The sequence below is a fragment of the Actinoplanes sp. NPDC051343 genome, assembly GCF_044455125.1.
In the GTDB taxonomy this organism is placed as follows: Bacteria; Actinomycetota; Actinomycetes; order Mycobacteriales; family Micromonosporaceae; genus Actinoplanes.
In genome coordinates, this window is record NZ_JBITEL010000001.1 from 1,488,916 (window position 1) to 1,514,521 (window position 25,606).

Sequence of the window (25,606 nt, forward strand, 5' to 3'; positions counted from 1 at the left end):
TACGACGCGGACCGAGCGACGCGGACCGAGCGACGCGGACCGAGCGACGCGGACCGAGCGACGCGGACCGAGCGACGCGGACCGAGCGACGCGGACCGAGCGACGCGGACCGACAAGGCCGAGATAGATGACGAGTACGGCCCGGTCCCGAGCTGACCGACCAGCGCAGGCCACACCGACGCGGCCGAGCAGCCGGCCCGAGCCCGGACGAACGAGCAGAGCAGCGCGCGGCGCCAGAGTGGGCCACGCCGAGGTGGACCACCACACAGGCCCGGCCCAGGTAAACGACCAGACGGTTTGAGCCCAGGTGGCCAATCGGGCGTCCCAGCCCAGATGGCCAATCAGACCGGGGGCCTGTCGGCAGAGTGGGCCGACTGGGTGAGCGGGCCGCGCACACCGCACACGCAGGCCGACCAAGTACAGCGAGCCGGGCCGCGCAGGCCAGGGTGGCCGCGAGGCGACGATGACCGAGGCGGACGGGCGGAGACGGAGAAGATAAGGAAGCGAACAGCCGCCACGGAACGATCGGCCCCGGCGAATATGGCCAGGGCGGGCCAGGCGAGGGGAGCCGGGCAAGCACAGGCCAGGCAGGACAGTCCCGAACGGAGTCGGCCGGATAAGCAGGCCGGGCAGCACGAGCCGAGTGGTGGACCGGCGAGCACGGCGAGGCATTGCTGCGGGTGGTGGGTCTCGCCCCGCTGGCGACGCACAGGCCGAAGCCGGACGGTCCCGAAAAAATGAAGTTAGCGTTAGTCGGTGAGTACGCCTGGGGTTGTGCGGCGGTCCGGAATCCTTTTTGCCGTTGGCACCCATTCCTAGGATCGATCGGCGAGAATCAGGGGCGTGCCACGTCGGATAGAGAGTGACGCGGCCAGTTAATATGACGGCCGCAATTTTCACTATTTTTTCTTGCGGGGCGCACTGGTATTTCTGCGGCGTCCGCCGGCTGACGCTTACGGGTTTGACCGCGGACTGGCTTGTGGGCTCGGATGTCAGCGGACGAGTGCGCAGGAGATCGTTGCGGAGGGCGGCGAACCTGCGAGAGGGGCCTGTCGTTCCCGTCCGGCCTGACTGCACCGGAGCGACCGCGCCGGTCGGCGTCTCTGCCGCCGCAGCCAGGGTCCGTTCGGCGGGCGCCTTGGGCTCGGGGGCTGGGGATGGCTCGTGCTCGATGATGGCAGTCGGCGCGCCCGATCGGGAACTTGCGGCCGGACGCAGCTCAACAGCACACGCCGCATCGTCGGTGGCGGGTCGTGGTGATTGCGGACGTGAGTTGCTGCCCGTGAGGCTCGGCGCCGGGCCGTCGGCCTCGGCCTGCAGGCGGCGCTGCTTCGCGGCGTAGCGCTGGGACAGACCCCAGGCTCGTTGGCGCTCGTGCTCGCGACGGAACTCGTCGCGCTCAGGAGAATAATTGCGCGACGCGGATCGGTCGCGCATTTGCGCCAATTGGGTCGACGTGAAGAACTGCAGCTGCCGCATGGGATAATCGTTCCGCAAGATCTTGTGGCGCTGTAAGCATCCGATCATGCCAAATTGTAGGCAGGAAATGGCATGGACCGGGCCGCGAGGAGTCAGTAGGGTCGGGGTAGCGGTGCTGGTTCTGAAGCTGTTGCCAGCCCACGGCTTGTTCTCTATTCGTCGCCGGCCGGACGGCGGTGGGGGCCTCGAGCGCCTCGGCATCGCGGGCGGATTTCTGACGGCGGCCGCTACAACGGGCGTACGCCTAATGGGAGCTGTTCCGTCGCGATATGCGCAAGCAAAGTCGCCCGGAGGGCCTCCGCCGCGTGCGGGAGCACCGACCGTTTGCGGTGGGCCAGCGCGATCGTCCGTTGCATGCCCGGCGGTGCCAGTGGCGTCGCCCGCAGCAGCGGACGGTTGACCAGCACCATGCTTGGCACCAGGGCGACCCCCAGCCCGGCCTCCACGAATGCGAGCACCGCGTCCATCTCGCCGCCCTCGACCGCGAACTTCGGGGTGAAGCCGGCCATCCGGCAGGCTTCGAGGGTGACCCCGCGGATGTCGTAGCCGGCCCGGAACATCACCAGCGGGGTGTGTTCCAGTTCGGCGAGGGCGATCGGCTCGTAGGGCGTCGGCGCGGACAGCGGTGAGGCGACGACCAGGCTTTCCCGCAGCACCGGCGTCGCTTCGAGGAGATCGTCCGGTGACGACTGGACGATCAGGGCCAGGTCGAGCCGGTGGGCGTGCAGGTTTTCGATCAGGTCCTGGGAGCTGCCCTCGATCACGTAGAGCTGGATCTCCGGGTGCGCGGCGCGGAAGGTGCGCAGCACCTCGGGCACCAGCGACGAGCACAGGCTCGGGGTCGCACCGAGCCGCACCTCCCCCCGGCGCAAACCGACGATGTCGGACACTGCCGAGCGGGCCGCGTCGGCGTCGGCGACGATCCGCTGGGCCAGCGGCAGCAGCGCGGCGCCGGCGACGGTGAGTGAGACCGCGCCTCGGATGCGTTCGAAGAGCGGCGCGCCGAGGGACGTTTCGAGGGTGTGAATCTGCTTACTGAGAGTCGGCTGGGCGACGCCCAGATTGTCCGCAGCTTGGGTGAAATGCCGGGTCTCGGCAACGGCGAGAAAGTAGCGAAGCTGTTGCAGTTGCACGTGGATAGTCTACCGCTATCGTTACCCCCTTGATCATGCATTAGACGAATCGCGCCGGGGTTCCTACCGTCCAAGGAGTGGCGGTAGATACAGCAGTGCGGAAGGCCCCGGCCCCCGCGAGGAAAACCCGGAGCAGCGTCGGGCTCAAGATCTTCATGGCCGTGACCGGCATCCTGCTCGTGCTCTTCCTGTACCTGCACATGGCGGGCAACCTGAAGATCTTCTTCGGCGGGACGACGTTCGACCACTACGCAGCCTGGCTGCGCACGATCGGTGAGCCGCTGCTGCCGAAGACCTGGTACCTGTACCTCCAGCGGACCGTGCTGACGGTCGCGGTCCTCGGGCACATCGTCGCCGCCACGATCCTGGCCCGGCGTGCCGCCAAGGCCCGCCCGGTCAAGTACGCGCACCGCCCCAAGGTGCAGGGCAGTTACGCCGCCCGCACGATGCGCTGGGGCGGCGTGATCATCCTGCTCTTCGTGATCTTCCACATCCTCGACCTGACCACCGGCACTCTCAACCCGGTCGGGGACAAGGCCCACCCGTACGGAAACGTGGTCGCGGACTTCGCACCCCACCGCTGGTACGTGACCCTCTTCTACGCGCTGGCGATCATCGCGGTCGGCTTCCACCTGCGCCATGGGCTGTTCAGCGCCGCCCGCACCCTCGGCCAGCAGAGCGCGCGGGGCGAGAAATCCATAAAGACCGCAGCCCTGGCCCTCAGCCTGATCCTGGTCATCGGCTATCTGAGCGTGCCGTTCGCCGTCCTGACGGGAATCGTGAAATGACCGAATTTTGGAACGAGGGCAACCCGATCGCCGACGCCGCGGCCCCCGACGGTCCGATCGAGACCCGCTGGGAGCGCCGACAGTTCAGCGCCAAACTGGTCAACCCGGCCAACCGGCGCAAGCTCACCGTGATCGTGGTCGGCACCGGCCTGGCCGGTGGTTCCGCCGCGGCGACGCTGGCCGAGGCCGGCTACCACGTCAGGTCGTACTGCTATCAGGATTCGCCGCGCCGCGCCCACTCGATCGCGGCCCAGGGCGGCATCAACGCGGCCAAGAACTACCGCAACGACGGCGACTCGATCTACCGCCTCTTCTACGACACCGTGAAGGGCGGCGACTTCCGGGCCCGCGAGTCCAACGTGTACCGGCTGGCCAGCGTCTCGGTGAACATCATCGACCAGTGCGTGGCCCAGGGCGTCCCGTTCGCCCGCGAGTACGGCGGCCTGCTGGACAACCGCTCGTTCGGCGGCACCCAGGTGTCCCGCACCTTCTATGCCCGGGGCCAGACGGGTCAGCAGTTGCTGCTCGGCGCCTACCAGGCGATGGAGCGGCAGATCGGCCTGGGCAACATCGAGATGAACGCCCGTCACGAGATGCTCGAGCTGATCGTGGTCGACGGCAGGGCCCGCGGCATCGTGGTGCGCGACCTGGTCACCGGCGAGATCACGACCGAGATGGCGGATGCCGTCGTGCTGGCCAGCGGCGGCTACGGCAACGTCTTCTTCCTCTCGACCAACGCCAAGGGCTGCAACGTCACGGCGTCGTGGAGGGCCCACCGCAAGGGGGCGTTGTTCGCGAACCCGTGCTACACGCAGATCCACCCGACCTGCATCCCGGAGTCGGGCACGCACCAGTCGAAGCTGACGCTGATGAGCGAGTCGCTGCGCAACGACGGCCGCGTGTGGGTGCCGGTCAGCAAAGAGGACAAGCGGGCCCCGCAGGACATCCCCGAGGAAGACCGCGACTACTACCTCGAGCGGATCTACCCGGCGTTCGGCAACCTGGTCCCCCGCGACATCGCCTCCCGCGCCGCCAAGAACGTCTGCGACGAAGGACGCGGCGTAGGCCCCGGCGGCCTGGGCGTCTACCTCGACTTCGCGGACGCGATCACGCGGCTGGGGCGGCACGCCGTCGAGGAGAAGTACGGCAACCTGTTCGAGATGTACGAGCGCATCACCGGCGACGATCCCTACCGGACGCCGATGCGCATCTACCCCGCGGTCCACTACACGATGGGCGGGCTCTGGGTCGATTACGACCTCCAGTCCACGATCCCGGGCCTGTTCGTGGTCGGCGAGGCCAACTTCTCCGACCACGGTGCCAACCGGTTGGGCGCGAGCGCGCTGATGCAGGGCCTGGGCGACGGCTACTTCGTGCTCCCCAACACGATCAGCAACTACCTGGCGGCCGGCCCGTTCGAGAAGATCAGCCAAGATCACGACGAGGTGGTCGCGGCCCGCACCGCCGTCCAGGAAAAAGTGCACAAGTTGCTCAGCATCGACGGCGACCGTACGGTCGACTCCTTCCACCGCGAACTCGGCCACATCATGTGGGAGTACTGCGGCATGGAGCGCACCGAAGAGGGCCTCCTCAAGGCGATCGGTCTCATCAAGGGCCTCAAAGAGGAGTTCTGGCAGCGCGTCAAGGTGCCCGGCACCGGCGAACAGCTCAACCAGAACCTGGAGAAGGCCGGCCGCGTCGCCGACTTCTTCGAACTGGCCGAGCTGATGTGCATCGACGCCCTTCACCGGCGGGAGTCGTGCGGTGGCCATTTCCGGGCCGAGTCGCAGACGCCGGACGGCGAGGCGCTGCGCAACGACGAGGAGTTCAGCTACGTCGCCGCGTGGGAGTACTACGGCGCCGACGGCAAGCCGACCCTGCACAAGGAAGACCTCGACTTCGAGTACGTTCACCCGAGCACGCGGAGCTACAAGTAATGGATATCCAGGTAAGGGTGTGGCGCCAGAGCGGCTCTTCCGATTCCGGTCGCATGGTCACCTACGACGTCAAGGACATCTCCCCGGACGCTTCGTTCCTCGAAATGCTCGACGTCCTGAACGAGAAGCTCATTCTCGACGGTGACGACCCGGTCGCGTTCGACCACGACTGCCGTGAGGGCATCTGCGGCATGTGCAGCATGGTCATCGACGGCGTGGCGCACGGCCCGCAGCGGGCCACCACCACCTGCCAGCTGCACATGCGGCACTTCAAGGACGGCGCCGTGATCGACGTCGAGCCGTGGCGGGCGAGCGCCTTCCCGGTGATCAAGGACCTGGTCGTCGACCGCAGCGCCTTCGACAAGATCATCCAGGCCGGCGGCTACATCACGGCCCCGACCGGCGCGGCGCCCGAGGCCCACTCGACGCCGGTGCCCAAGAAGGACGCCGACCTGGCGTTCGAGGCGGCCACCTGCATCGGTTGCGGCGCCTGCGTCGCCGCCTGCCCCAACGGCTCGGCCATGCTGTTCACCGCGGCCAAGGTCGCGCACCTCGGCCTGATGCCGCAGGGCCAGCCCGAGCGCGACAGCCGCGTCGTCAACATGCTGCAGGCCCACGACGACGCCGGCTTCGGCGGTTGCACCAACGCCGGCGAGTGCACGACGGTCTGCCCGAAGGGCATCCCGCTGACCCTGATCGGCCGGTTGAACAGCGACTACCGCAAGGCCGTCCGCAAGGGCTGATCTCCGGGGCCGGGCACAATGGAGTGCCCGGTTCCGGGTAACGAAGAACCAGACCCAGAGGCCCGCTCGCGCTTCCCGCGAGCGGGCTTTCCGCGTACGCGCGAGCAGCTCGTCGTCTTTGCGGCCTCTTGATTCATACCCCTAACCTCCCCCGGCTAGGGCATCTCCCCGCTCCCCCCGACGCCCCCGCCCTCTAACGTCCTACGGGAAAGGGGGAAACCGCATGATCCGGAAACTTCTCGCCGTCCTGGCCGCGGTCCCGCTCCTGCTCGGCGGCCTCACCGGTGCCACCCGCCCGGCCGCCCCGAGAGACTGCGCGGGGCTCACCGCCGACACACGAGTCACCTCGGCCGCCGAAACGGACGGCTACTGCCAGGTCGACGGGGTCCTGCCGCCGGCCACCCACTTCACCCTCAAGCTGCCGGTCGAGGGCTGGACCGGCGAATACGTGCAGTCGGGCTGCTCGGGCCTGTGCGGAACCGTCCCCGACCCGACCTATCCCGCGCTCGGCTACCACTGTGAAGCCGAGCTGAGCGGGCACCTGGCGGTGGCCTCCGACGACACCGGGCACGCCGGCGACCAGGAGGGCGCCGGGCCCGCGACCTGGGGCGCCGATCCTCAGGCCCGGCGCGAGTTCGCGCTGACCTCCGAGCACCGCCTGCGCCTCGCCGCCGACGCGCTGATCACCGCCTACTACGGACACGGCTCGTCCTACAGTTACTTCGACGGCTGCTCGACCGGCGGCCGTCAGGCGCTCAACCTGGCCCAGCGGTTCCCGGCCGACTTCGACGGCATCCTGGCCGGTGCACCGGCGAGCAACTTCGGACCGCTCAACCTGCTTCAGGCCTGGCTGGCGGTCAGCAACACCGACCGGTCCGGTCACCAGATCCTCGGACCGGAAAAGATCCCGGCGCTGCACGCGGCGGTAGTCAAGGCGTGCGGCGGGATGATCGCCGACCCGCGCAAGTGCGGCTTCCATCCCTCGACGCTGCGCTGCCCGCCCGGCACGGACCGGCCGACCTGCCTCACGCCGGCCCAGGTCGCGGCGGTGGTCGCGTTCTATCGGGGGCCCGGCGGCCTCTACAACGGCGGCTTGCCGTACGGCTCGGAGCTGGGCTGGGTCGACTGGTTCGTGGTCCCGTCGGGCTCGCCGCTCGACAGTTTCGCCGGCAAGCTCGCGCTGAACTTCTTCCGCTATCTCGACTCACCCACCCCGCGCCCCGGCTTCCGGCTCACCGACGTCCGCTTCGACCGCGCAACCTTCGAGCGGCTCAACCATCTCTACGACGCCAACGACCCGGACCTGTCGGCGTTCCGCGCCCACGGCGGCAAGCTGATCCTCTACCACGGCTGGGCCGACCCGCTGATCCCACCGTTCTCAACCGTCGACTACTACCGGGCCGTCCAGAAGCGAGGCGGCGCCGACGCCTTCACCCGGCTCTACATGATCCCCGGCGGCTACCACTGCCTGGTCGGACCGAACATCTCGGACCCGACCGAGCTGACCTGGCCAGAGTTCGTCCAGCCGCTGTTCAACTGGGTCGAGCGCGGGGTCGCCCCGGGCGTGATCGACGCACAGACCGTCCTGCTCTCCAACGCCTCCCAGGTGATCAGCGACGTCAAGGTGGCGCCCTTCGACGCCCTCGCGCCCGTCCACGCCGCACCGCACAGCCTGAACGCCAACTACCACTACATCGGACACTATTAAAGGCTTCGAGGCCCGCTCCCGCTTCCCGCGGGGGCGGCCTTTCTTTTCGTACGGCGTAGGGGCCCCACGAACCAGCCCCTCCCGTCCATAACCATGACCCGGGCCGCCTCACCCGCCGCCCAGAGGCACGGAGCAATGCTTGAAACCTGTGGGTGGGTCTTGGGAGGCATACCTTCCCAAGGAATCCGATCAAGGGATCAAGCAAGGCCCGCGCGCCAACGCGGGTCGGGAAGGTACGCCTGTGCTCACCGTAGTCAGCCCAGAGACGCCGACGCCAGCGGCCACGATGACTGGCGGGTCGTTGATCGACGAGATCGTGCGTGACGGCGCCCGGCGGATGCTCGCCGCGGCGTTGGAGGCCGAGGTCGCCGCGTACATCGCGGCGCATACCGGCGAGCTCGACGTCGACGGCCGGCGTCTGGTCGTGCGTAACGGTCATGCCGTGCCGCGGCAGGTGCTGACGTCGTCCGGCACGGTCGAAGTGGTCGCGCCGCGGGTCAACGACAAACGCGTCGATGAGGCGGGTGAACGGCGGCGGTTCGCCTCGGTGACCCTGCCGGCGTGGTGCCGTAAGTCGCCGAAGATCACCGAGGTGTTGCCGCTGCTGTACCTGCACGGCTTGTCGTCGCAGGACTTCGTGCCCGCGTTGGAAGGGTTCCTGGGTACCGGATCCCGGCTGTCCGCGTCGACCATCACCCGGCTGACCAGCCAGTGGCAGGACGAAGAGAAGCTGTGCGTGCTCGTCATGATCGGTGTCCGGGTTGACGGCACGAAGGAACTCATCGCCCTGACCGACGGCTACCGGGAGCCGACCGGGTCGTGGGCGGACCTGCTGCGTGACTGTGCCCGCCGCGGGATGCGCGCCCCGGTCCTGGCCGTCGGTGACGGCGCGCTGGGGTTCTGGACGGCGTTGCGGGAGGTGTTCCCACTACCCGGAAGCAGCGCTGCTGGTTCCACAAGATCGGTAACGTGTTGTCGGCGCTGCCGAAGTCCGCCCACCCGGGCGCGAAGAAGGCCCTGGCCGAGATCTGGAACGCTGAGGACCGCGACCACGCCCGCCGTGCCGTGGCGGCGTTCAAGCTGGCCTACGGCGCCAAGTTCGTCAAGGCCGTCGCGAAGGTCACCGACGACCTCGACGAGCTGCTCGCGTTCTACGACTTCCCCGCCGAGCACTGGGTGCATCTGCGCACCACCAACCCGATCGAATCGACCTTCGCCACCGTCCGGCACCGGACCAAGGTCACCAAAGGCCCTGGCTCGAAGGCCGCAGGCCTGGCCATGGCGTTCAAACTGATCGAGGCCGCCAGGCCCGCTGGCGCGCGGTCAACGCCCCCCACCTCGTCGCCCTGGTCCGCTCCGGGGCCAAATTGGAGAACGGCTTCTTGGTCGAGCGCGACGAGACCGTCGCAGCCTGATCACACGTCATCGAAAGACACCGATTGACTATTGCTACCGCCGCTCGCCTACTTGACTCCCGGCTCCTCCAACGCGGGACATTGTCGCCGGCTTGGTATCGGCCACGCTCGCATTCAGCGGCTTCAACCAGATCCAGCGCCTGGCCGTCGCCGATGGCGGCCACCCGGTGATTCACCCCGCAATTAGCTAGGTTGCCTACACCTCGACCGATTCTCACCGGGGAGTGGTAGCCGTGCGGCAACAGCACAAGACCTTCCAGGCGATCGAGGTCGGCGACGGCGGCGACGGGCGGTGGGCCGCCTACGCCCGGGCCCTGTGGCAGGAGATGGAGGGCCTGCTAACCGAGGAGGGCCGGACTCCGCAGGGCGCAGACCGTGTTCGGGCGCTGTTCCGTACGCACATGCCGGAACTGGTCCCGGTTTTGGGCCGCCTGGCCGGCCAACTCGACCGGCCCGAGGCGGAAGCCTTCCTCAGCCACGCGGCACTGCGGCCGTTCACCCAGTCCTGCACCCAGATCGGCCAGAACGGCACCCTGCTGCGCAACTATGACCTACGGCCCGATCAGTGCGAGGGGACCATCGCCTCCTCCTGCTTCCTGCGCCCCGTGATCGGGATGCAGGACATGCTGTGGGGCTTGCTGGACGGGATGAACGACGCCGGTCTCGCGGTCTCGCTCACCTGGGGCGGGCGTTCCGTCTACGGACGCGGCTTCGCCATTCTCATCCTCGTGCGCTACCTGCTGGAGACGTGCGACACCGTCGACGAGGCCGTCGGCAGGCTGCGATTTCTACCGGTCGCCGTCCCCCAGAACCTCACCCTTGTCGATCGCACCAAGGCGATGACGGTGTTCGTGGGGCCGGATATGTCACCGACGGTGGCACCGGACGCCTGCGCCGCCAACCACCAGCACCTGCCGGTGACCGACGAGCAGGAGCGTGCCCTGCGGACGCATGAGCGGCTGCGCGCCATTCGCGCCGCGGGTGCGGACGACGTGGCGGCGATGCTGAAGCCGCCGCTTTACCAATCCGTCGACGAGCGGGGGTCGAGAACGCTCTACACCGCCCACTACCAGCCCATCGAGGGCCGTGTGACGTACTACTGGCCCGGCGAGTCCTGGCAACAGTCCTTCGGCGACTTCACACCCGGATCCCGCACCGTGACCTTGGGCCGGACCAGCTGAGAGGCTTTCCGACCCCTGATCACCCTGCATGAAGATCCTGCAAGAACGTGATGTCACCCGCCACCGACAGGCCCTCCCTCGGCCCGCCCCGCCATGGCCACACGATGATCCGGCAGGAGCTCGGCATCGCTCCACCGGTCGGACGAGCGCCTCCCCCAATACGCCCCGAGAAGGCGTCTCTCGCTACATAGTCACCAATCCACAGGTCTTGACAACTGCTCGAAGCACGCTCACACCAGACCTGCCGCCCCCGTCAGGCCTCCGCCGCCCAGGCCCACGGCTCCCTCTCCCACCTCCCCCGCTCGCGATGTTCGCCGCCACGTGCAGGAAGACGGTGCCGAGCACGGCTGGGCGATGGTCTCGGTGCCCGGGTCGGCGCTCCCCCAGACGCTCGCGATCCGCCAGGCCCGGGCTGTCCCGACATGGCGCCAAGCTGCTGCACCGCGTCCAACAGACCGGCCGCCGACCCGGTCTCCGCCGACCGCACCCGATGCAGCGCCGAGGTCAACAACGGCACCGCGAACAGTCCCTTCCCGGCACCGACCAGCGGCGAGCAGGACCGTCCGATGTGGTCCCGCGGCGTAAACCAGCCAGGATCGTCGCGGCCGGCAGTCCGACCGGACCGGCGTAAATGACCCGGGCGCCGAAAACGCGGCACGAACCAGGCGCCGCAGACCAGCGACGCCACCGCCACCGCCGCCCGACGCCGACTACGTGGTCGACGCGCGCTTCCTGCCGACCCAGGGCAGGCCGAGGGCAGCACGTCGAGGTGCCGGCCCAGCCGCAGGTGCAGCACCACGACGAGGCTCAGCCCGGTCATCACCGCGAAGAACAGCACCAACGTCACCACCACGGCCCGAACCCGCGGCTCGCGAACACGCTCACCTCGATCAGAACGCCGCGCCGCCTCTGACGCACGCCCCGCGGTGTGCGCCCGTCGCGCGACAACGCCGCCGGCAGGCGGCAATCGGTCTCACCCAGCCGTCAGCAACCGGCGCCCCGCTATCCACCACCCGCGAACGCGCGCCGCACCGCTGCCGCTATGCCGACAGCGTCCAGGCCGTGCGAGGCCAGCAACGCCCCGCGCGCCCCCTGCTCCAGGAACTCCTGGGCGAGCCCGAGCACCTCGACCCGGCTCCCCGGGCAGGCCCGCACCACCGAGGCGCCGAACCCGCCCGCCACTCCCCCGTCCTCGATCGTGACCGTCAGCCGGTGGTCGCGCACCGCCGCGGCCAGCGACGGCGCGACCGGCAGCACCCAGCGCGGATCGGCCACCCGCACCCGGATGCCGTCCTGCTGCAGTTGCTCGGCCGCGGCGACCGCGGCCCCGGCCAGCGGCCCGGTCACCAGCATCAGCACGTCGGCCGGGGCGACGCCGCCCGGGGCGAAGAGCAGATCCGCGTCTCCGATGTGGCCGATCGCCGGCACCGGGGCGCTCACGTCGGCCTTCGGGAAGCGCAGCGCGGACGGCCCGTGCCAGGTGACCGCCTCGGCCAGCAGGCGGCACAGCGACTCCCCGTCGCGGGGCACGGCGACCCGCATGCCGGGCACGATTCCGAGCAGGGACAGGTCCCACATGCCGTTGTGCGAGGGCCCGTCGCTGCCGGTCACCCCGGCCCGGTCGAGCACGAACGTCACCGGCAGCCGGTGCAGGGCCACGTCCATCAACACCTGGTCGAACGCCCGGTTGAGGAACGTCGCGTACAGGCAGACCACCGGGTGCAGGCCGCCCATCGCCAGCCCGGCGGCCGACGTGACCGCGTGTTGTTCGGCGATGCCGACGTCGAAGACCCGCGACGGGTGGGAGGCGGCGAATTCGCCCAGCCCGGTCGGGTGCAGCATGGCCGCGGTGACCGCGACCAGGTCGGGACGGGTTGTGGCCAGGGATGCGAGCGCCGAGCCGAACACGCTGGTCCAGGACACCCGGCCCGGCGCGGACGGCGGGCTGATCGCGTGCATCCGGTCGTACTGCTCGTTCTCTGCTGCCGGGTAGCCCTTGCCCTTGACCGTGCGGCAGTGCACGACCACCGCCCGGCGCAGCGCTCGCGCGTCGGCCAGGGCCGTCTCCACCTCGGCCACGTCGTGCCCGTCGACCGGCCCGATGTATGCCAGCCCGAGCGAGTCGAACACTTCGGCCAGGGCGGCCCGGGCCGAGCCCACCGTCGGCGAGTACGACCGCCCGTTGTCGTTGAGCACCACGATCACCGCCCGGTCGGGCGCCGCGCCGATGTTGTTGAGCGCCTCCCAGCACATGCCGCCGGTCATCGCGCCGTCGCCGACCACCGCCACCACGGCGCGATCGGACCGGCCCAACAGGGAATTGGCTTTCGCCAGCCCGTCCGCATAGGACAGGGACGTGGACGCGTGCGAGTTCTCGACCAGGTCGTGCGAACTCTCGGTCCGGCGCGGATAGCCGGACAGTCCGCCGGCCTGGCGCAGGGTTTCGAGTTCGGCGGCCCGGCCGGTCAGCATTTTGTGCACGTAACTCTGGTGGCCGGTGTCCCACACGATCGAGTCGCGTGGCGAGTCGAATACCCGGTGCAGGGCGATCGTCAGCTCGACCACGCCCAGGTTGGGCCCGAGGTGCCCGCCGGTGCGGCTGACCGTCTCGATCAGCCGTTCGCGGATTTCCCGGGCCAGGCCGGGCAGTTCGGAAGCCGGCAGGCTCCGCAGGTCGGCCGGGCCGGCCAGGAGGCCGAGGCCAGACAGGACAGAGGTCATGTCACACGCTCACCGCGGCGCGCAAGGACTCCTTCAGCGAACCCAAGGTGGCGATGACCGCGGTCGGCTCGTACCCGCAGTGGGCCATGCAGTTCGCGCACCGCTCGTCCTTGCCCCGGCCGAACGCCTCCCAGTCGGTCGTCTCGATGAGTTCCTTGTATGTCTTGGCGTAGCCGTCGGCGAGCAGGTAGCACGGCCGCTGCCAGCCCAGCAGCGAGTACGACGGAATGCCCCACGGCGTGCAGTCGAGGTCCTTCTTGCCTTCGAGGAAGTCGAGGAAGACCGGCGAGTGGTTGAGCCGCCACTTCTTGCGCCGCCCTTCCGAGAACGCCTTGGCGAACAGCTCCCGGGTTTCGGCGACGGCCAGGAAGTGTTCCTGGTCGGGTGCCTTCTCGTACGCGTACGCCGGGCTGATCTGCATGTTGTCGACCTTGAGCTCGTCGTTGAGATAGTCGAGCACCTCGATGACGGTCTGCGGGCTGTCGGTGTTGAAGAACGTGCTGTTGGTCATCACCCGGAAGCCGGCCGCCTGGGCTTCCTTGATCGCCGCGACCGCCTGGTCGAACACGCCGTCCTTGGAGACCGACAGGTCGTGCCGCTCGCGCAGCCCGTCGACGTGGACCATCCAGGAGAAGTTCTTGTGGGGCTTGAACTTGTGCAGGTGCTTGGGGAGCAGCACGGCGTTCGTGCACAGGAAGACGATCTTGTTTCGGTCGAGGAGCTGGCGCACGATCTCGTCGATCTGCGGGTGCATGAGGGGTTCGCCGCCGGCGATCGAGACCATCGGCGCGCCGCTCTCCTCGATCGCGCCCACCGCCTGCTCGACCGGCATGCGCTGCTTGAGCAGGGTGTGCGGCTGCTGGATCTTGCCGCAGCCGATGCACTTGAGGTTGCAGGCGAAAAGGGGCTCCAGCTCGACCAGCAGCGGGAAGTTCTTCGCCCCCTTGAGCTTCTGCTTCATCAGATATTGGCCGAGCCGGACAGTCTGGCGGAACGGCATCCCCATACCTAGCTCACCTCCTTGGGCGAAACGGAATTCGGCATTACGGAACTGGGCAATGTGAACTGGATGTTCTCGGCGCCGACGGTGATTTCGCGGGCCGTGACCGGGCCGAGCCCGGCGAGGCCGGCGACGATGTCGTCGACCAGGTGCGGCGGGGCGGATGCCCCGGCGGTGACGCCTACGGTCCGGGCGCCGGCGAGCCAGGCGAGATCAACCTCGCCGAGGTCCTCGACCAGGTGCGCCTCGGCTCCCGCCCGCACGGCGACCTCCACGAGGCGCAGCGAGTTGGACGAGTTGGCCGAGCCGACCACCAGCACGAGGTCGGAGGAACCGGCAATGGCGCGAACCGCCTGCTGCCGATTGGTGGTGGCGTAGCAGATGTCCTCGCGGCGTGGCGCGCGCAGGGCCGGGAACCGGGAACGCAGCACCCCGGCGATCTCCTCCGCCTCGTCGACCGCGAGGGTGGTCTGCATCGCGTAGGCGACCCGGCCCGGATCGGCCGCGGTGACTCGCGCCGCGGCCGCGGCGTCCTCGACCACGACGACCCGGGAGGGTGCCTCGCCGACCGTGCCGACGACCTCCTCGTGGCCGGCGTGCCCGATCAGGAACACCGTCTCGCCCCGTCCGGCGTACCGCTTCACCTCGGTGTGCACCTTGGCGACGAGCGGGCAGGTGGCGTCGATGACGTCGAGGGCGCGCTGCTGGGCGGCGGCCCGCACGGCCGGGGCGACGCCGTGGGCGGCCAGCACCACGGTCGACCCTTCGGGCACGTCCTCGACCTCCTCGACGAAGACCGCGCCGAGGTCGCTCAGTCGCCGCACCACGTGCGCGTTGTGCACGACCTGCCGCCGGACGTAGACCGGTGCGCCCCGGGTCTCCAACGCCCGCTCGACCACCTCGATCGCGCGTTCCACGCCCGCACAGAACGACCGCGGAGCAGCCAGGACAACCTCGCGAGGTCCGATCGCCGCGGCCCACTGCCGCAGGGCCGGCGCTGCGTTCCGCAGCGTTTTCAGAGCATGTACGCCGCGGCGCAAAGTGCCCGGCGACCACAGACCCGCGCCCTCGGTGTCCGTGATGACGCGTACCGCCGCGAAGGGGCGTCCCCCGGCCGCCTCGCGCAGCCGTCCCGTCTCCATGTCGACCGCGAGCGCCCCGGTAGCGGCCAGGCTCCGCCTCCCGGCCCCGGTGACGATCCGGTCGCTGACATGTATCACTCCGACGTGGACGGTAAGTCCCAGCCGGCGCAACGCCGCAGCCAGCATGGGCGCGCTCGGGTCGGGAGCGACCACGACATCACCGGGCCGAATCGACTCGTCGAGCCCGCCGGCCACGCCCGCGACCAGAAACCCGTCACCCTCGGGCAGCCGGGCCTTGACGCCCATGCCGAGCCGAGCCGAGCCGGGAATCGCCCAGCTCTCCACCGCAAGCGGCGCCCCGATGACCCCTGTCATGCCCGACCCTCCGCCGAACGGCGGGCCGATTCATATCGCCCGAGTGCGGTGATCGGGAAGACGAGCCGGTAGAGGTGGTAGTTGATGTAGAAGTCGCCCGGGAAGCCGGTGCCGGTGAACAGCGGCTCGTCCCACGTCCCGTCCTCCCGCTGAGCCGACACCAGCCAGGCGACGCCCCGCTCGACCGCCTCGTCGGCTCCGCCCGCGGCCAGCAGTGCGAGCAGTGCCCACGCGGTCTGCGAGGCCGTGGTCGCACCTCGCCCGATCCACGCCGGGTCCCGGTAGGAGCGCAGGTCCTCGCCCCACCCGCCGTCGGCGTTCTGGTGGTCGAGCAGCCACCGCATCGCCCGGCGGATCGGTGCTGACGCCGGGTGGACTCCGGCCGCGATCAGTGCCGGCACGACCGCGCCGGTGCCGTAGACGTGGTTGGCTCCCCAGCGGCCGAACCACGAACCGTCCCGTTCCTGGTTCTTCAGCAGCCACAGGATGCCGCGCCGGGCCGGGGTGCCGGCCGCCTGCCCGACCGCGGCCAGCATCTCGACCACGTGCGCGGTGACGTCGGCCGAGGGCGGGTCGATGACCGCTCCGAAGTCGCAGAACGGCAGCCGGGTCGGCATCCGCCCGGTGTTGTCGGCGTCGAACGCGCCCCACCCGCCGTCCCGGCTCTGCATGCCGACCGTCCAGGCCACCGCCCGGTCGACGGCGGCGCGGAGCCGCTCCGGATCCTCGAAGTCCACCCGGCGCAGCCCGAGCACGATCTCGGCGGTGTCGTCGGTGTCCGGGTAGAAGTCGTTGGCGAACTCGAACGCCCAGCCGCCCGGTGCCAGTCGCGGCCGCTGGACGGCCCAGTCGCCGCGGACCGTGATCTGTTCGCCGAGCAGCCAGTCGGTGGCGCGGCGCAGCGCCGGATCGTCGGGCGGCACCCCGGCGTCCAGCATCGCAATGACCGCCAGGCCGGTGTCCCAGACCGGCGACTGGCAGGCCTCCAGCCGGCGGACCGCACCGTCTTCAGTGGACTCGCGGATCAGGAAGCCCTCGAGCCCGGCGAAGCCCTTCACCATGGCCGGGTGGTCGTCCGGGTAACCGAGCAGGTGCAGCGCGAGCAGCGAATAGACCCACGGGGGCTGGATGCCGCCCCAGCCGCCGTCGTCCTCCTGCCGGGCGAGGATCCACTCGGCCGCCCGGTCCATCGCCTTGCGGCGCAGGCCCCGATGAGGCCGGCGCGCATAGAGGTGCAGGCCCTTGTCGAGGCGCTGGAAGGCGCCTTTCCAGGTCCATGGCGCGGCGTCCGGCACGGGCGGCAGGCCGGTCCGGAGCTCGTCGACGCCGAACGGGACCGGCCGCACCGGGCGGAACGCGTTCACGACGGTCAGCGGCACCACGGTCTGCCGGGCCCAGCACGCCCAGTCGTAGATGTTGAGCGGGAACCACTTCGGCAGGAAGATCAGCTCGGGCGGCATGTCGGGCAGGTCGTCCCACGACCAGAGGCCGAACAGCGCCAGCCAGATCCGGGTGAAGACCCGCGTGCTCTCCAGCCCGCCGTGCGCGACCACCCAGTCCCGGGCCTGCGCCATGTGCGGCGCGTCGACCGGGTCACCGGCCAGCCGCAGCGCGACCCACGCCTCCACGGTGGTCGACAGCTCGGGCGGGCCGCCCTCGAACGACGCCCAGGTGCCGTCCGCGCGCTGCTGCGACCGGATCCAGCGGGCCGCCTCCTCGGTCCCCGGCTCCTGCCGGATGCCGAGGAACTCGCGTAACAGCAGGTCCTCGGCGTCCATGGTGACGTTGGTGGCGAGCTCGCCCTTCCACCAGCCGGCCTCGTCCTGCAGCCCGCGCAGATGGCGGACCGCGTCGTCCAGCGCCGCCGAGGGTGTCCGGGTGTGCACCTGTGTACTCACTCAGACCTCCCGGTCGACGATGAACTTGCCGAGAGCGACAAGCTCCGAGCGAACGGAATCCGGCAGGTCGACCGAGGCCAGCGACGCCTCGCCGAGCGCCATCCGGCGGGCCGCCTCGCCGAGCGCCCACCGCCGGCCGCCCGCCCGCTCGATGGCGTCGGCCCGCTTCGCGAGGTCGGCCGGGTCGATCAGCGCGATCGTCGGGTCACGTTCGAGGGCGTAGCTGATCGGCAGCGACTTCTTGTCGGCCCGCAGGTCGGAGAAGACCGGCTTGCCGGTGACCGACGGGTCGCCCCAGATCCCGAGCACGTCGTCGACCAGCTGGAACGCGAGCCCGATCTGCGCACCGTACGTCTCGAGCGCGGCCACCGTCCCGGCCGGCGCGCCGGCGAGCACCGCGCCGATGGCCGCGCTCGCGGCCATCAGGGCGCCCGTCTTGCCGGCCGCCATGTCGAGGCACTCCTCGACCGTGACACTCGCCCGCTGTTCGAAGGCCAGGTCCTCGACCTGGCCCCGGATCAGCTCGCGAGTGGCCTTGGCCAGCAGCAGCGCGGCCGGCGCGCCGGTCGGCAGTCCACAGTCGAGCAGCACTTCCTGGGCCAGCCCGAGCAGCGCGTCGCCGGAGAGGATCGCGCTGGCGCTGCCCCAGACCACCCAGACCGTGGTGCGGTGCCGGCGTTCCCGGTCGTGGTCCATCAGGTCGTCGTGCAGCAGGGAGAAGTTGTGCACCAGCTCGACCGCGATCGCCCCGGGCAGGCCGATCTCCTCCGGGCCGCCGCAGGCCTGAGCCGACAGCAGCGCCAGCGCCGGGCGTACCGCCTTGCCCCCGCCGCGGTCCGGGCGGCCCTGGGCGTCGACCCAGCCGAAGTGGTAGGCCGCCTGCAGGCGGGTGGTCGGGTCGAGCCGGTCGAGAGCCGCCCGCATCGCCGGGGTGATGGCGTCGCGGCTGCGGTGGAGGCTTTCCAGCATGGTCGTCATATGGCCGCACCGTCCAACGTAGACATGGCGCTGCCGGATGCAGCGCGCCCCGCACTCGGTAGGTCCAGAACTCCGGCCGCGGCCGCATCGCCGCTGCGCACCGCGCCCTCCATGGTCGCGGGCCACCCGGTGGCGGTCCAGGCGCCGGCCAGCCAGAGGCCGGGCAACGAGGTCGCCCCGGGCGGGCGCAGCCGGGCGGTGCCGGGGGCCGCGCGGAAGGTCGCGTGCCGCTCCCGGGTGACGAAGAAGTCGCGAAGCTGGGCACCGCGGGCGGCCGGGAGCAGCGCCTCGAGGGCGGGCAGCAGCCGGGCCCGCAGCTCGGCGACGGGCACGTCGATGAGGTCGTCGGCCGCCGACAGCGAGACGGCGATGTACTGCCCGTCGGTGAGCCCCGACTGGGTCGTGCGGTCGAAAACCCACTGCAGTGGCGAGTCGATGGCGGCCACGAACGGTTCGTCGAGCACCTTGCGGTCGTAGACGGCGTGCAGGTTGACGATCGGTGACGTGCCGAGAGTGCCGCCGGCCGGGAGCACTCCCGGCGGCAGGATGCGGGACGCGACCTCCGGCGGGACCGCTGAGATGACGTCGTCGTAGGAACGGCCCTCGATGCGCCAGGTGCCGTTCTCCCGGCGTACGGAAGAAACGCGGGCCGAAGTCCGGACCTCGACCCCGGCGTCGGAGAGTGCCCGCTGACCGGCCGTGCCGTGCAGTTCGCCCAGCGGGACCATCGACCAGCCGATGTCGGCCGCCGAGGCCTTCGTCAGCAGGCCGGTCTGAAAGACCGTGGCCGCCAGGGCGAGCGAGGCGTCATCGGCGGTCGCGTTGAGCGTCGCGATGCCGACGAGATCCCACATCGTCTCGATGGCCCGGCGGCTCTGCCCGTGCGCCGTCAGCCAGGCGCCGAAGCTCTGCGCATCGGTGGCCGGCGCATCGGGATCGACCCGGCGCAGGGCCAGCGCGGCGGTGATGAAACGCAGCCGCTCGGCCACGCTCAGCGGCGTGTAGGCGAACAGCGAGCGGGCCAGGTGGGCCGGCGCGGGGAGGGCGTCGCGGCGCAGCCAGACCCGGTTCTTCCCGGGCGAGACGATCGGGATCGCCAGCCGCGGCTGAAGGGTCACGCCGTCGCGGACCCCGAGACGATCGAGCAGACCGAGGTAGGACGTGCAGCATCGCAGGAAGACGTGCTGCCCGTTGTCCACGTCGAGGTCGCCGCGCCGGAACGAGTGGGTGAGGCCGCCGAGCCGCGGCCTGCCCTCGAAGAGCGTGACCTGCGCGCCGCCGTCGGCGCAGCGCAACGCGGCGGCGATGCCGGCCAGCCCGCCGCCGATGACCGCGACCCGGCGGCTCATGAGGGCCGCCCGGTCAGCGACCTGAGGGCCACGCCGATCTTCTCCCGGCCGGAGAGCGAGAGCCGCTGGGTGAAGACCAGACTCGGTTCGGCGTCGATGCGGCTGAGAAGCCGTTGGTAGATGCCGGACATGGCGAGGCAGGACGCCTTGCTGCGCCAGTCGAGCAGCGGGGCCAGCCGCAGGCCGTCGCGGTACCAGCCGCGGGCCCGCTCGGCACTGGCGTGGATGAGCGCGCTGAGGCCGCCGTCGGAGTCGATGAGCGCGCCGCGCTCGTCGAGGGCCAGTTCGACGCCGAACCGGTCGAGGTCGTCCTGCGGCAGATAGGTCCGGCCGTTGATCAGGTCCTCGCGGATGTCCCGCAGGATGTTGGTCTGCTGCAACGCGATGCCCAGCTGGTCGGCGAAGAGCGGCGCCTCCGGGTGCGGCCTGCTGCCGAAGACGCCCAGGCAGAGCCGGCCGACCGCGCCGGCCACGCAGCGGCAGTACGACTCGAGCTCCGCGAAGGTGGTGTAGCGCCGCCCGACGACGTCCATCTCGACGCCGTCGATGAGCTCGTCGAAGGCGTCGAGCGGAATCGGATGGCGCCGGGCCGCGTCGGCCACCGCGACCAGGACGGGGTCGGTGCTGGAGCCGAGGTCGGCCAGTTCCCGGCGGAGCCCGGCCAGAGCGGTCACCTTGTCGTCGGTCGGCAGGTCGCCGTCGCCGATGTCGTCCATCCGGCGGGCCAGCGCGTAGACCGCGCACAGCACGGCCCGCTTGTCCGGCGGGAGCAGCCGGATGCCGTAGTAGAAGTTCTTCGCCTCGGTCCTGGTGATCTGCTCGGTGGCGGCGTACGCCTCGGCCAGGGTCGTCGTCGTCATCAGGCCACCTTCGCGATCAGATGCCGCAGCACGCCGGCTCTGCTCGGGCGCGGGGTCCGGGCGAGCACGTCGTAGTCGGCCCGGCGGAGCGCGTCGACCGTGGCCAGGCCGCCGGCCAGGAAGCCGCCGACGGCCAGGCGGGCCCAGCCGCTCAGGTCCCGGACCAGCGGGGTGCCCTGGCGGAAGAGTTCGGCCGCGCGGCCGGTCTCGAACGCGAGCAGCCTCCGGAGCGCGTCCGGGGTGGTGGTGCCGTCGAGGTCCTCGGGGGTCACGCCGAACCGGGCCATGTCGTCGGCCGGGAGGTAGATGCGGCCGGCCCGGCGGTCCTCGGCCACGTCCTGCCAGTGCTCGACCAGTTGGAGCCCGGTGCAGATGGCGTCCGACCAGACGACCCGGGCGTCCGAGCTGACGTCGAAGACCCGCAGGACGATCCGGCCGACCGGGTCGGCCGAGAGCCGGCAGTACGCCCGCAGGTCGTCGAAGGTCCGGTAGGAGCCGACCCGCTGGTCCTGCCGGTTGGCCTCGACCAGGCGGTGGAACGGCTCCGCGGGAAGGTCGAGTGCGCGCACGGTGGCGGCCAGTTTCTCATCCGAGGGGTGACCGCCGGACCAGATCAGATCAAGATCTTTTTCGTACGCATCCAGGTTGGCCAATCGGTCGCCTGTGGACTCATCGCCCAGGTCGTCGACGGTGCGGGCAAACCCGTACACCGCCTTCAGATGCTCGCGAAACCGTCGCGGCAGGACCCGGAGGGCAACCGGAAAGTTCTCTTTGCGTAGTTTGTCAGCCAGCGCCGTCGGCTGAACAGTGACGACCGTCCCTTTCGCCATGTCTTGATGCTGCTCCCACCAGAGGACAATGATCTGCGCAGCCAGAGGTGGTTATTGCACGGGACTTTGTCACGTACGAACAAAACCTCGTCGGGTAGGTGCAGAATGCGTTCATTCGACTCCGTCGACGACGGAGATCAACCGTTCGGCTGGCTGACGCGCAGCCCGCAGCTCGACGCGTACCTGGATCGCATCGGTCGCGAGCCGAAGCTCCACGCGATGCTGCCGCTGCTGCTCGAACGATTGCCGGACATGCTGGACGAGGTCCGGGCCATGCTGACCACCGGCTGGCCGGACTACGCCGAGTTTCTCGCCGAGGAACAGGCCGAGGTCACCGGCGCGGCCGAGGCCTTCATGCTCTGGCTCATCGACACCGTCGAACACGCGGACGGCTCTGCCGCCGAATTCGGCCCAGGCCGGCCACGCGAGGGCCCGGTCGGCAACCAGCTCGAGCTGTTCCAGGAGATCGGCCGGGTGCAGTGGCGCGAGGGCCGGGAGATCTCCACGCTGCTCTCGGCCTATCAGGTCGGCGCCCGGGTGGCCTGGCGGTACGTCTCCGGCGCCGCGCTGCAGGCCGGGGTCGAGCCGGACACGCTGGCCGCCCTGGCCGAGGGCGTGTTCGCATTCGTCGACCAGCTCTCGTCAGCCTCGGCCCACGGCTACGTCATGGAACAGTCGCAGAGCGTGGCCGAACGGGAGCTGCTCCGCGACGAACTGGTCGAGTTGCTGCTCTCCGACCGATCCAACACCGCGGCCGTGCGCGCGGCCGCGGCCCGGGCCGGCTGGACCGTGCCCCGCGAGGCCGCGGTCATCCTGCTCTCGGTCAACACCGCGATGGGCCACGAGGTGCTCAACCGGCTCGGCAGCTCCTGCCTGCTGATCCGGCGGCGCACGCTGCTCGGCGCTATCGCCCCCGACCCGTTCCTCCCCGGGCGGCGGCAGCGACTGAAAACCCTGCTCGCCGGCACCGCCGCGGTCGTCGGCCACCCGGTGCCGCTCGAACAGCTGCCGGTCAGCGTGCAGTTCGCCGAACTGACCGCCCGGCTGCGCGCCTCCGGCATCCTCACCGACGACGTGGTCTTCGTCGAGGACCACCTCGACGCGCTGATCGTGCACCGCGACGCCAAGCTGCTCGAGGCGCTGCGTGAACAGGCTCTGGCGCCGCTCGCAGCGCTTGCGCCAACCCAGCGCGAACGGCTCAGCGAGACGCTCGGCGCCTGGCTGCGGCACATGGGCGACCGGCAGGCGGTCGCGGCCGAGCTGCACATCCACCCGCAGACCGTGCGCTACCGGTTGACCCAGCTGCACGACGCGTTCGGGCCGGCACTCGACGATCCGGCCACCCGCAGCCGGCTCACGCTGGCTCTGGCCTGGGGCACCGCGGCCGACCCGAACTGCCGGCCGCGCGGCGGGTCAGACGACGCCGCGCCCCTCCACCACCGGCGCCGGCGGGTGAGCTGAGCTCCCGTCCGTCAGCTCGTCGTAGACCACCTTCATGGCGTCGCCCAGCGGCACCGGGTCGGTGATCAGCGCCGGGTCGGTCGCCACGCCGACCGACAGCACGGCGTCCCAGCCCAGCGCGCCGACCGCGATCGGCACCCCCGGAGCCAGCGGCAGGATCGGGTAGACCCCGGCCAGCGGCGGGCCGGCCAGGCTCAGCGGCACGTCCGGTCCGGGCATGTTGGAGACGATGGCCTGGAACATCGCGGCGCCGTAGACCGTACGCGCGAACCACGCGTGCCCGGGCACCGGCAGGATCGCGCCGGCCGCCCGCATCGCGAAGTTGGCGGCCAGCGTGCGCGTACCGGTGTAGAGCCCCCGGCTGCGCCGGGAAATCTCGGCCAGCCTGGCGCTTTCCTGCGGGAAGGGACCCAGTGGCACCTCGGTCATCACGGCCGCGGTCAGATTGCCCTCGGCCGCCGCGTCCGGCGGGCGCACCATCAGCGGCACCGACACCCGCAGCAGGCCGTGCGGGGCCGCCGGCACGGCCCTCGTGACGGCGCCGGCCACGACGGTCAGGAGCACATCACTCACCCGGGCGCCATGCCGCCGGGCGATTTCCCGTACGCCGTCCAGCGGCAGATCGACCGTCGTGAACCCGCGCGCGGGAGCGTTCCCGGTGGGCAGCCTGAACTTCGGGAAGCCGTCGGTCGCCAGCTGGGCCAGACCGACCGCGGTGGCGGCGGCCCGCTTGACCGGACCGGGCATTCGCTGGGCCGGGATGCGCGGCGTGTAGCGCGGCTCGAGCATGTTCAGCGCCTGCGCGACCGTGCCCACCCCGTCGGCGATCACGTGGTGCACGATCAGGATGCCGGCCGCGCGGTCGGCCTCGACGCCGGTCGCCGCCACGAAGCGCCACATCGGACGGTCCCGGGGCAGCGGCTCCGAGGCCAGCTCGGCGACCAGCGCATGCAGCGCGGCAAAACCGCCCGGGGAGCCGTCGGGGCGGGTCAGGTCGCGCTCCGGCACGTGCCAGTCCCAGTCGAGGCCGGGCGCATCGACCCAGCGCGGCCGGTGGTGGCGCCCGCGGAACTGCAGGCGCTGCCGGAACCGGGGCAGCTCGTCGAGATGAGCCCGGACCGTGGCGGCCAGCGCGTCCCGGCTGAACGGGACCGCCGAGGTGTCGACCACGGCCAGGCCGCCGACGTGCTGCGGAGCGGCCGGGTTCTCGACGTACAGGAAGAACGCGTCCGGCGCCTTGACCTCGTCCGCAGGTCTCGGCCGGACCACCAGGAACCCGATCCAGACCACCAGGGCGCCACCGGCGGCGTCGAGCAGGAAGTGGTTCGCGGTCGCCATGATCACGAAGAGCGTCACGCCGACGTGGACCAGGGAGACGGCCTGGACCGTACGCGTGTGCCTCAGTTCCGCCAGCACGACGCTGACCCAGAGCGCCCAGGCCACGTGCAGCGACGGCATCGCGGCCAGCTGGTTGGCGTGGGTGACCAGCGGCGAACCCCACGACCCCCAGGTGTGCCCCTCGCGGACCGTGTCGATGAAGTGGGTGCCGGCGAGCAGCCGGGGCGGGGCGACCGGATAGAGCCAGAACGTGGCGATGCCGAGCAGGTTGAGCACCACGAACGAGTTGCGCATCTCCCGGTAGCGGTCCGGCCGCCGCAGATAGAGCCAGACCAGCATGATCCCGGCCGCCACGACGTAGGTCGTCGCGTACTCGTAGTTCGAGAGCGTCCGCAGGACGTCGTGCGGGGCGAGCCAGCGGTTGAGGGCCGGCTCGACGTCGAGGTGGAGCCGTCGTTCGAGATCGAAGATCTCGCGCCCGTGCCGGTCGGCGGCCCGCTCTCGCGCCGGACCGTGCATCATCTGCACCAGGCTGTAGACCCCGAAGACCAGCAGCCCGATGAGCAGCTCCCGGACGACGCGTTTCTTGGACTCCCCCAAGGTCACATGACGACTTCTAACATCTATCGCCCTCGACGGCGAGCGTTAGGCGCGTCACCACGCCGATTTAAACGGCCGGCTTGAGGCGCAGGGTGACCCCCGGCATGCGGCGCAGCGCCCGGACGCCCCAGGCCGCGCAGACCCCGATCGTCAGCGCCGTCAGCAGGCCGCTGAACAGGCCCCGCGAGAGCAACCCGGCGTCGAGACCCCAGTGCAGCAGGCCCAGGCTCATCCCGGCGTCGATCGCCCGGGAGACCCCCCAGACGATCGCCACCTGGGTGAACATGCGGCGTACGCCGTGGTGGTGGAAAAGATGGGCCGGCAGCGTGACGAAGTCGCGCGCCAGCCGGATGGTGACCGGGCGCCCGATCGCCGCGCTGCCGAGAAACAGCAGCGCCATCAGGGCCGAGCCGAAGACCGGCTGCAGCACGTAGACCAGCGCGCTTGACATCACCAGGGCCAGTGCGGCCCGGCCGCAGAGCATGCCCGCGCACAGCAGCAGCGTGCCCGGCAGGCGCTGGCCGAACAGCCGGCGAACACCCAGCGTGAGGGCGCACCAGCCGATCACCGCGCCCAGCCCCCAGGCCAGGCCGGCCGTATGCAGCAACACGTAGAGCAACAGCGTCGGAACAGTGACGGTTTCGATGAACATGCGCGCACCGCGGATCAACTGCGGCCTCAGACGGCCGAATTCGATCACGATCTCCTGCACATGGCCGTGATTGGTCTC

At 70.4% G+C, this 25,606-nt stretch carries 17 protein-coding genes and 1 pseudogene; 7 read left to right on the forward strand and 11 right to left on the reverse strand.

Annotated elements, in window-relative coordinates:
* Positions 1 to 1,706 precede the first annotated feature (1,706 nt).
* A complete protein-coding gene (locus ACIA5C_RS06635) occupies positions 1,707 to 2,618 on the reverse strand; it encodes a LysR family transcriptional regulator (protein WP_396052055.1) in 912 nt (303 codons plus the stop codon).
* Between the two features lie 89 nt (positions 2,619 to 2,707).
* On the opposite strand from ACIA5C_RS06635, the gene ACIA5C_RS06640 reads away from it, so the two are divergent.
* The 6 genes and pseudogenes from ACIA5C_RS06640 to ACIA5C_RS06665 all read left to right on the forward strand — a co-directional run bounded on the left by ACIA5C_RS06640 (position 2,708) and on the right by ACIA5C_RS06665 (position 10,384).
* Positions 2,708 to 3,400, forward strand: a complete 693-nt coding sequence (locus ACIA5C_RS06640) for a succinate dehydrogenase cytochrome b subunit (RefSeq protein WP_396052057.1) — start codon at positions 2,708 to 2,710, stop codon at positions 3,398 to 3,400.
* Positions 3,397 to 5,337, forward strand: a complete 1,941-nt coding sequence (locus ACIA5C_RS06645; RefSeq protein ID WP_396051946.1) for a fumarate reductase/succinate dehydrogenase flavoprotein subunit — start codon at positions 3,397 to 3,399, stop codon at positions 5,335 to 5,337. Before ACIA5C_RS06640 ends, ACIA5C_RS06645 begins: the two co-directional genes overlap by 4 nt.
* Complete coding sequence (locus tag ACIA5C_RS06650; protein WP_396051947.1) at positions 5,337 to 6,080, forward strand: succinate dehydrogenase/fumarate reductase iron-sulfur subunit; 744 nt, start codon at positions 5,337 to 5,339, stop codon at positions 6,078 to 6,080. The genes ACIA5C_RS06645 and ACIA5C_RS06650 overlap by 1 nt, the downstream gene beginning before the upstream one ends.
* 223 nt (positions 6,081 to 6,303) lie before the next feature.
* Complete coding sequence (locus ACIA5C_RS06655) at positions 6,304 to 7,788, forward strand: tannase/feruloyl esterase family alpha/beta hydrolase (protein ID WP_396051948.1); 1,485 nt, start codon at positions 6,304 to 6,306, stop codon at positions 7,786 to 7,788.
* Positions 7,789 to 8,125: 337 nt separating this feature from the next.
* Positions 8,126 to 9,231 (forward strand): annotated as a pseudogene (locus ACIA5C_RS06660) (transposase).
* A gap of 205 nt (positions 9,232 to 9,436) precedes the next feature.
* Positions 9,437 to 10,384 (forward strand): C45 family autoproteolytic acyltransferase/hydolase, encoded by a 948-nt coding sequence (locus ACIA5C_RS06665; protein WP_396051950.1) that lies wholly within the window; start codon positions 9,437 to 9,439, stop codon positions 10,382 to 10,384.
* Positions 10,385 to 11,386: 1,002 nt separating this feature from the next.
* Here the strand turns inward: ACIA5C_RS06665 and ACIA5C_RS06670 are convergent.
* The 8 genes from ACIA5C_RS06670 to hpnC all read right to left on the reverse strand — a co-directional run bounded on the left by ACIA5C_RS06670 (position 11,387) and on the right by hpnC (position 21,477).
* Complete coding sequence (locus ACIA5C_RS06670) at positions 11,387 to 13,105, reverse strand: 1-deoxy-D-xylulose-5-phosphate synthase (protein ID WP_396051951.1); 1,719 nt, start codon at positions 13,103 to 13,105, stop codon at positions 11,387 to 11,389.
* A 1-nt stretch (position 13,106) separates the two neighbouring features.
* Positions 13,107 to 14,105 carry an adenosyl-hopene transferase HpnH gene (gene hpnH / locus ACIA5C_RS06675; protein ID WP_396051953.1) on the reverse strand — a complete coding sequence of 333 codons (999 nt, stop codon included), beginning with the start codon at positions 14,103 to 14,105 and terminating at the stop codon, positions 13,107 to 13,109.
* 8 nt (positions 14,106 to 14,113) lie between these two features.
* Positions 14,114 to 15,094 (reverse strand): 4-hydroxy-3-methylbut-2-enyl diphosphate reductase, encoded by a 981-nt coding sequence (gene ispH, locus ACIA5C_RS06680; protein WP_396052059.1) that lies wholly within the window; start codon positions 15,092 to 15,094, stop codon positions 14,114 to 14,116.
* Positions 15,095 to 15,558: 464 nt separating this feature from the next.
* Positions 15,559 to 17,460: a squalene--hopene cyclase gene (gene shc, locus ACIA5C_RS06685; RefSeq protein WP_396051955.1), complete on the reverse strand. Its 1,902-nt coding sequence runs from the start codon at positions 17,458 to 17,460 to the stop codon at positions 15,559 to 15,561.
* Complete coding sequence (locus tag ACIA5C_RS06690) at positions 17,461 to 18,438, reverse strand: polyprenyl synthetase family protein (protein WP_396051956.1); 978 nt, start codon at positions 18,436 to 18,438, stop codon at positions 17,461 to 17,463.
* Complete coding sequence (gene hpnE, locus ACIA5C_RS06695; RefSeq protein WP_396051958.1) at positions 18,435 to 19,787, reverse strand: hydroxysqualene dehydroxylase HpnE; 1,353 nt, start codon at positions 19,785 to 19,787, stop codon at positions 18,435 to 18,437. The genes ACIA5C_RS06690 and hpnE overlap by 4 nt, the downstream gene beginning before the upstream one ends.
* Positions 19,784 to 20,647 (reverse strand): presqualene diphosphate synthase HpnD, encoded by an 864-nt coding sequence (hpnD, locus tag ACIA5C_RS06700; RefSeq protein ID WP_396051959.1) that lies wholly within the window; start codon positions 20,645 to 20,647, stop codon positions 19,784 to 19,786. Before hpnD ends, hpnE begins: the two co-directional genes overlap by 4 nt.
* A complete protein-coding gene (hpnC, locus tag ACIA5C_RS06705; protein WP_396051960.1) occupies positions 20,647 to 21,477 on the reverse strand; it encodes a squalene synthase HpnC in 831 nt (276 codons plus the stop codon). Before hpnC ends, hpnD begins: the two co-directional genes overlap by 1 nt.
* 105 nt (positions 21,478 to 21,582) lie before the next feature.
* Here hpnC and ACIA5C_RS06710 point away from each other — a divergent pair, with 105 nt between their 5' ends.
* The gene (locus tag ACIA5C_RS06710; RefSeq protein WP_396051962.1) at positions 21,583 to 22,938 is read left to right on the forward strand and encodes a PucR family transcriptional regulator; all 1,356 of its coding nucleotides are present in this window, start codon (positions 21,583 to 21,585) and stop codon (positions 22,936 to 22,938) included.
* On the opposite strand, the gene ACIA5C_RS06715 is transcribed toward ACIA5C_RS06710, so the two are convergent.
* Entirely contained in the window at positions 22,891 to 24,882 is a 1,992-nt protein-coding gene (locus ACIA5C_RS06715) for a phosphatase PAP2 family protein (RefSeq protein ID WP_396051963.1), read from the reverse strand. The two genes, ACIA5C_RS06710 and ACIA5C_RS06715, sit on opposite strands and share 48 nt — an antisense overlap.
* A gap of 61 nt (positions 24,883 to 24,943) precedes the next feature.
* Positions 24,944 to 25,528 (reverse strand): hypothetical protein, encoded by a 585-nt coding sequence (locus ACIA5C_RS06720; protein WP_396051965.1) that lies wholly within the window; start codon positions 25,526 to 25,528, stop codon positions 24,944 to 24,946.
* Positions 25,529 to 25,606 lie beyond the last annotated feature (78 nt).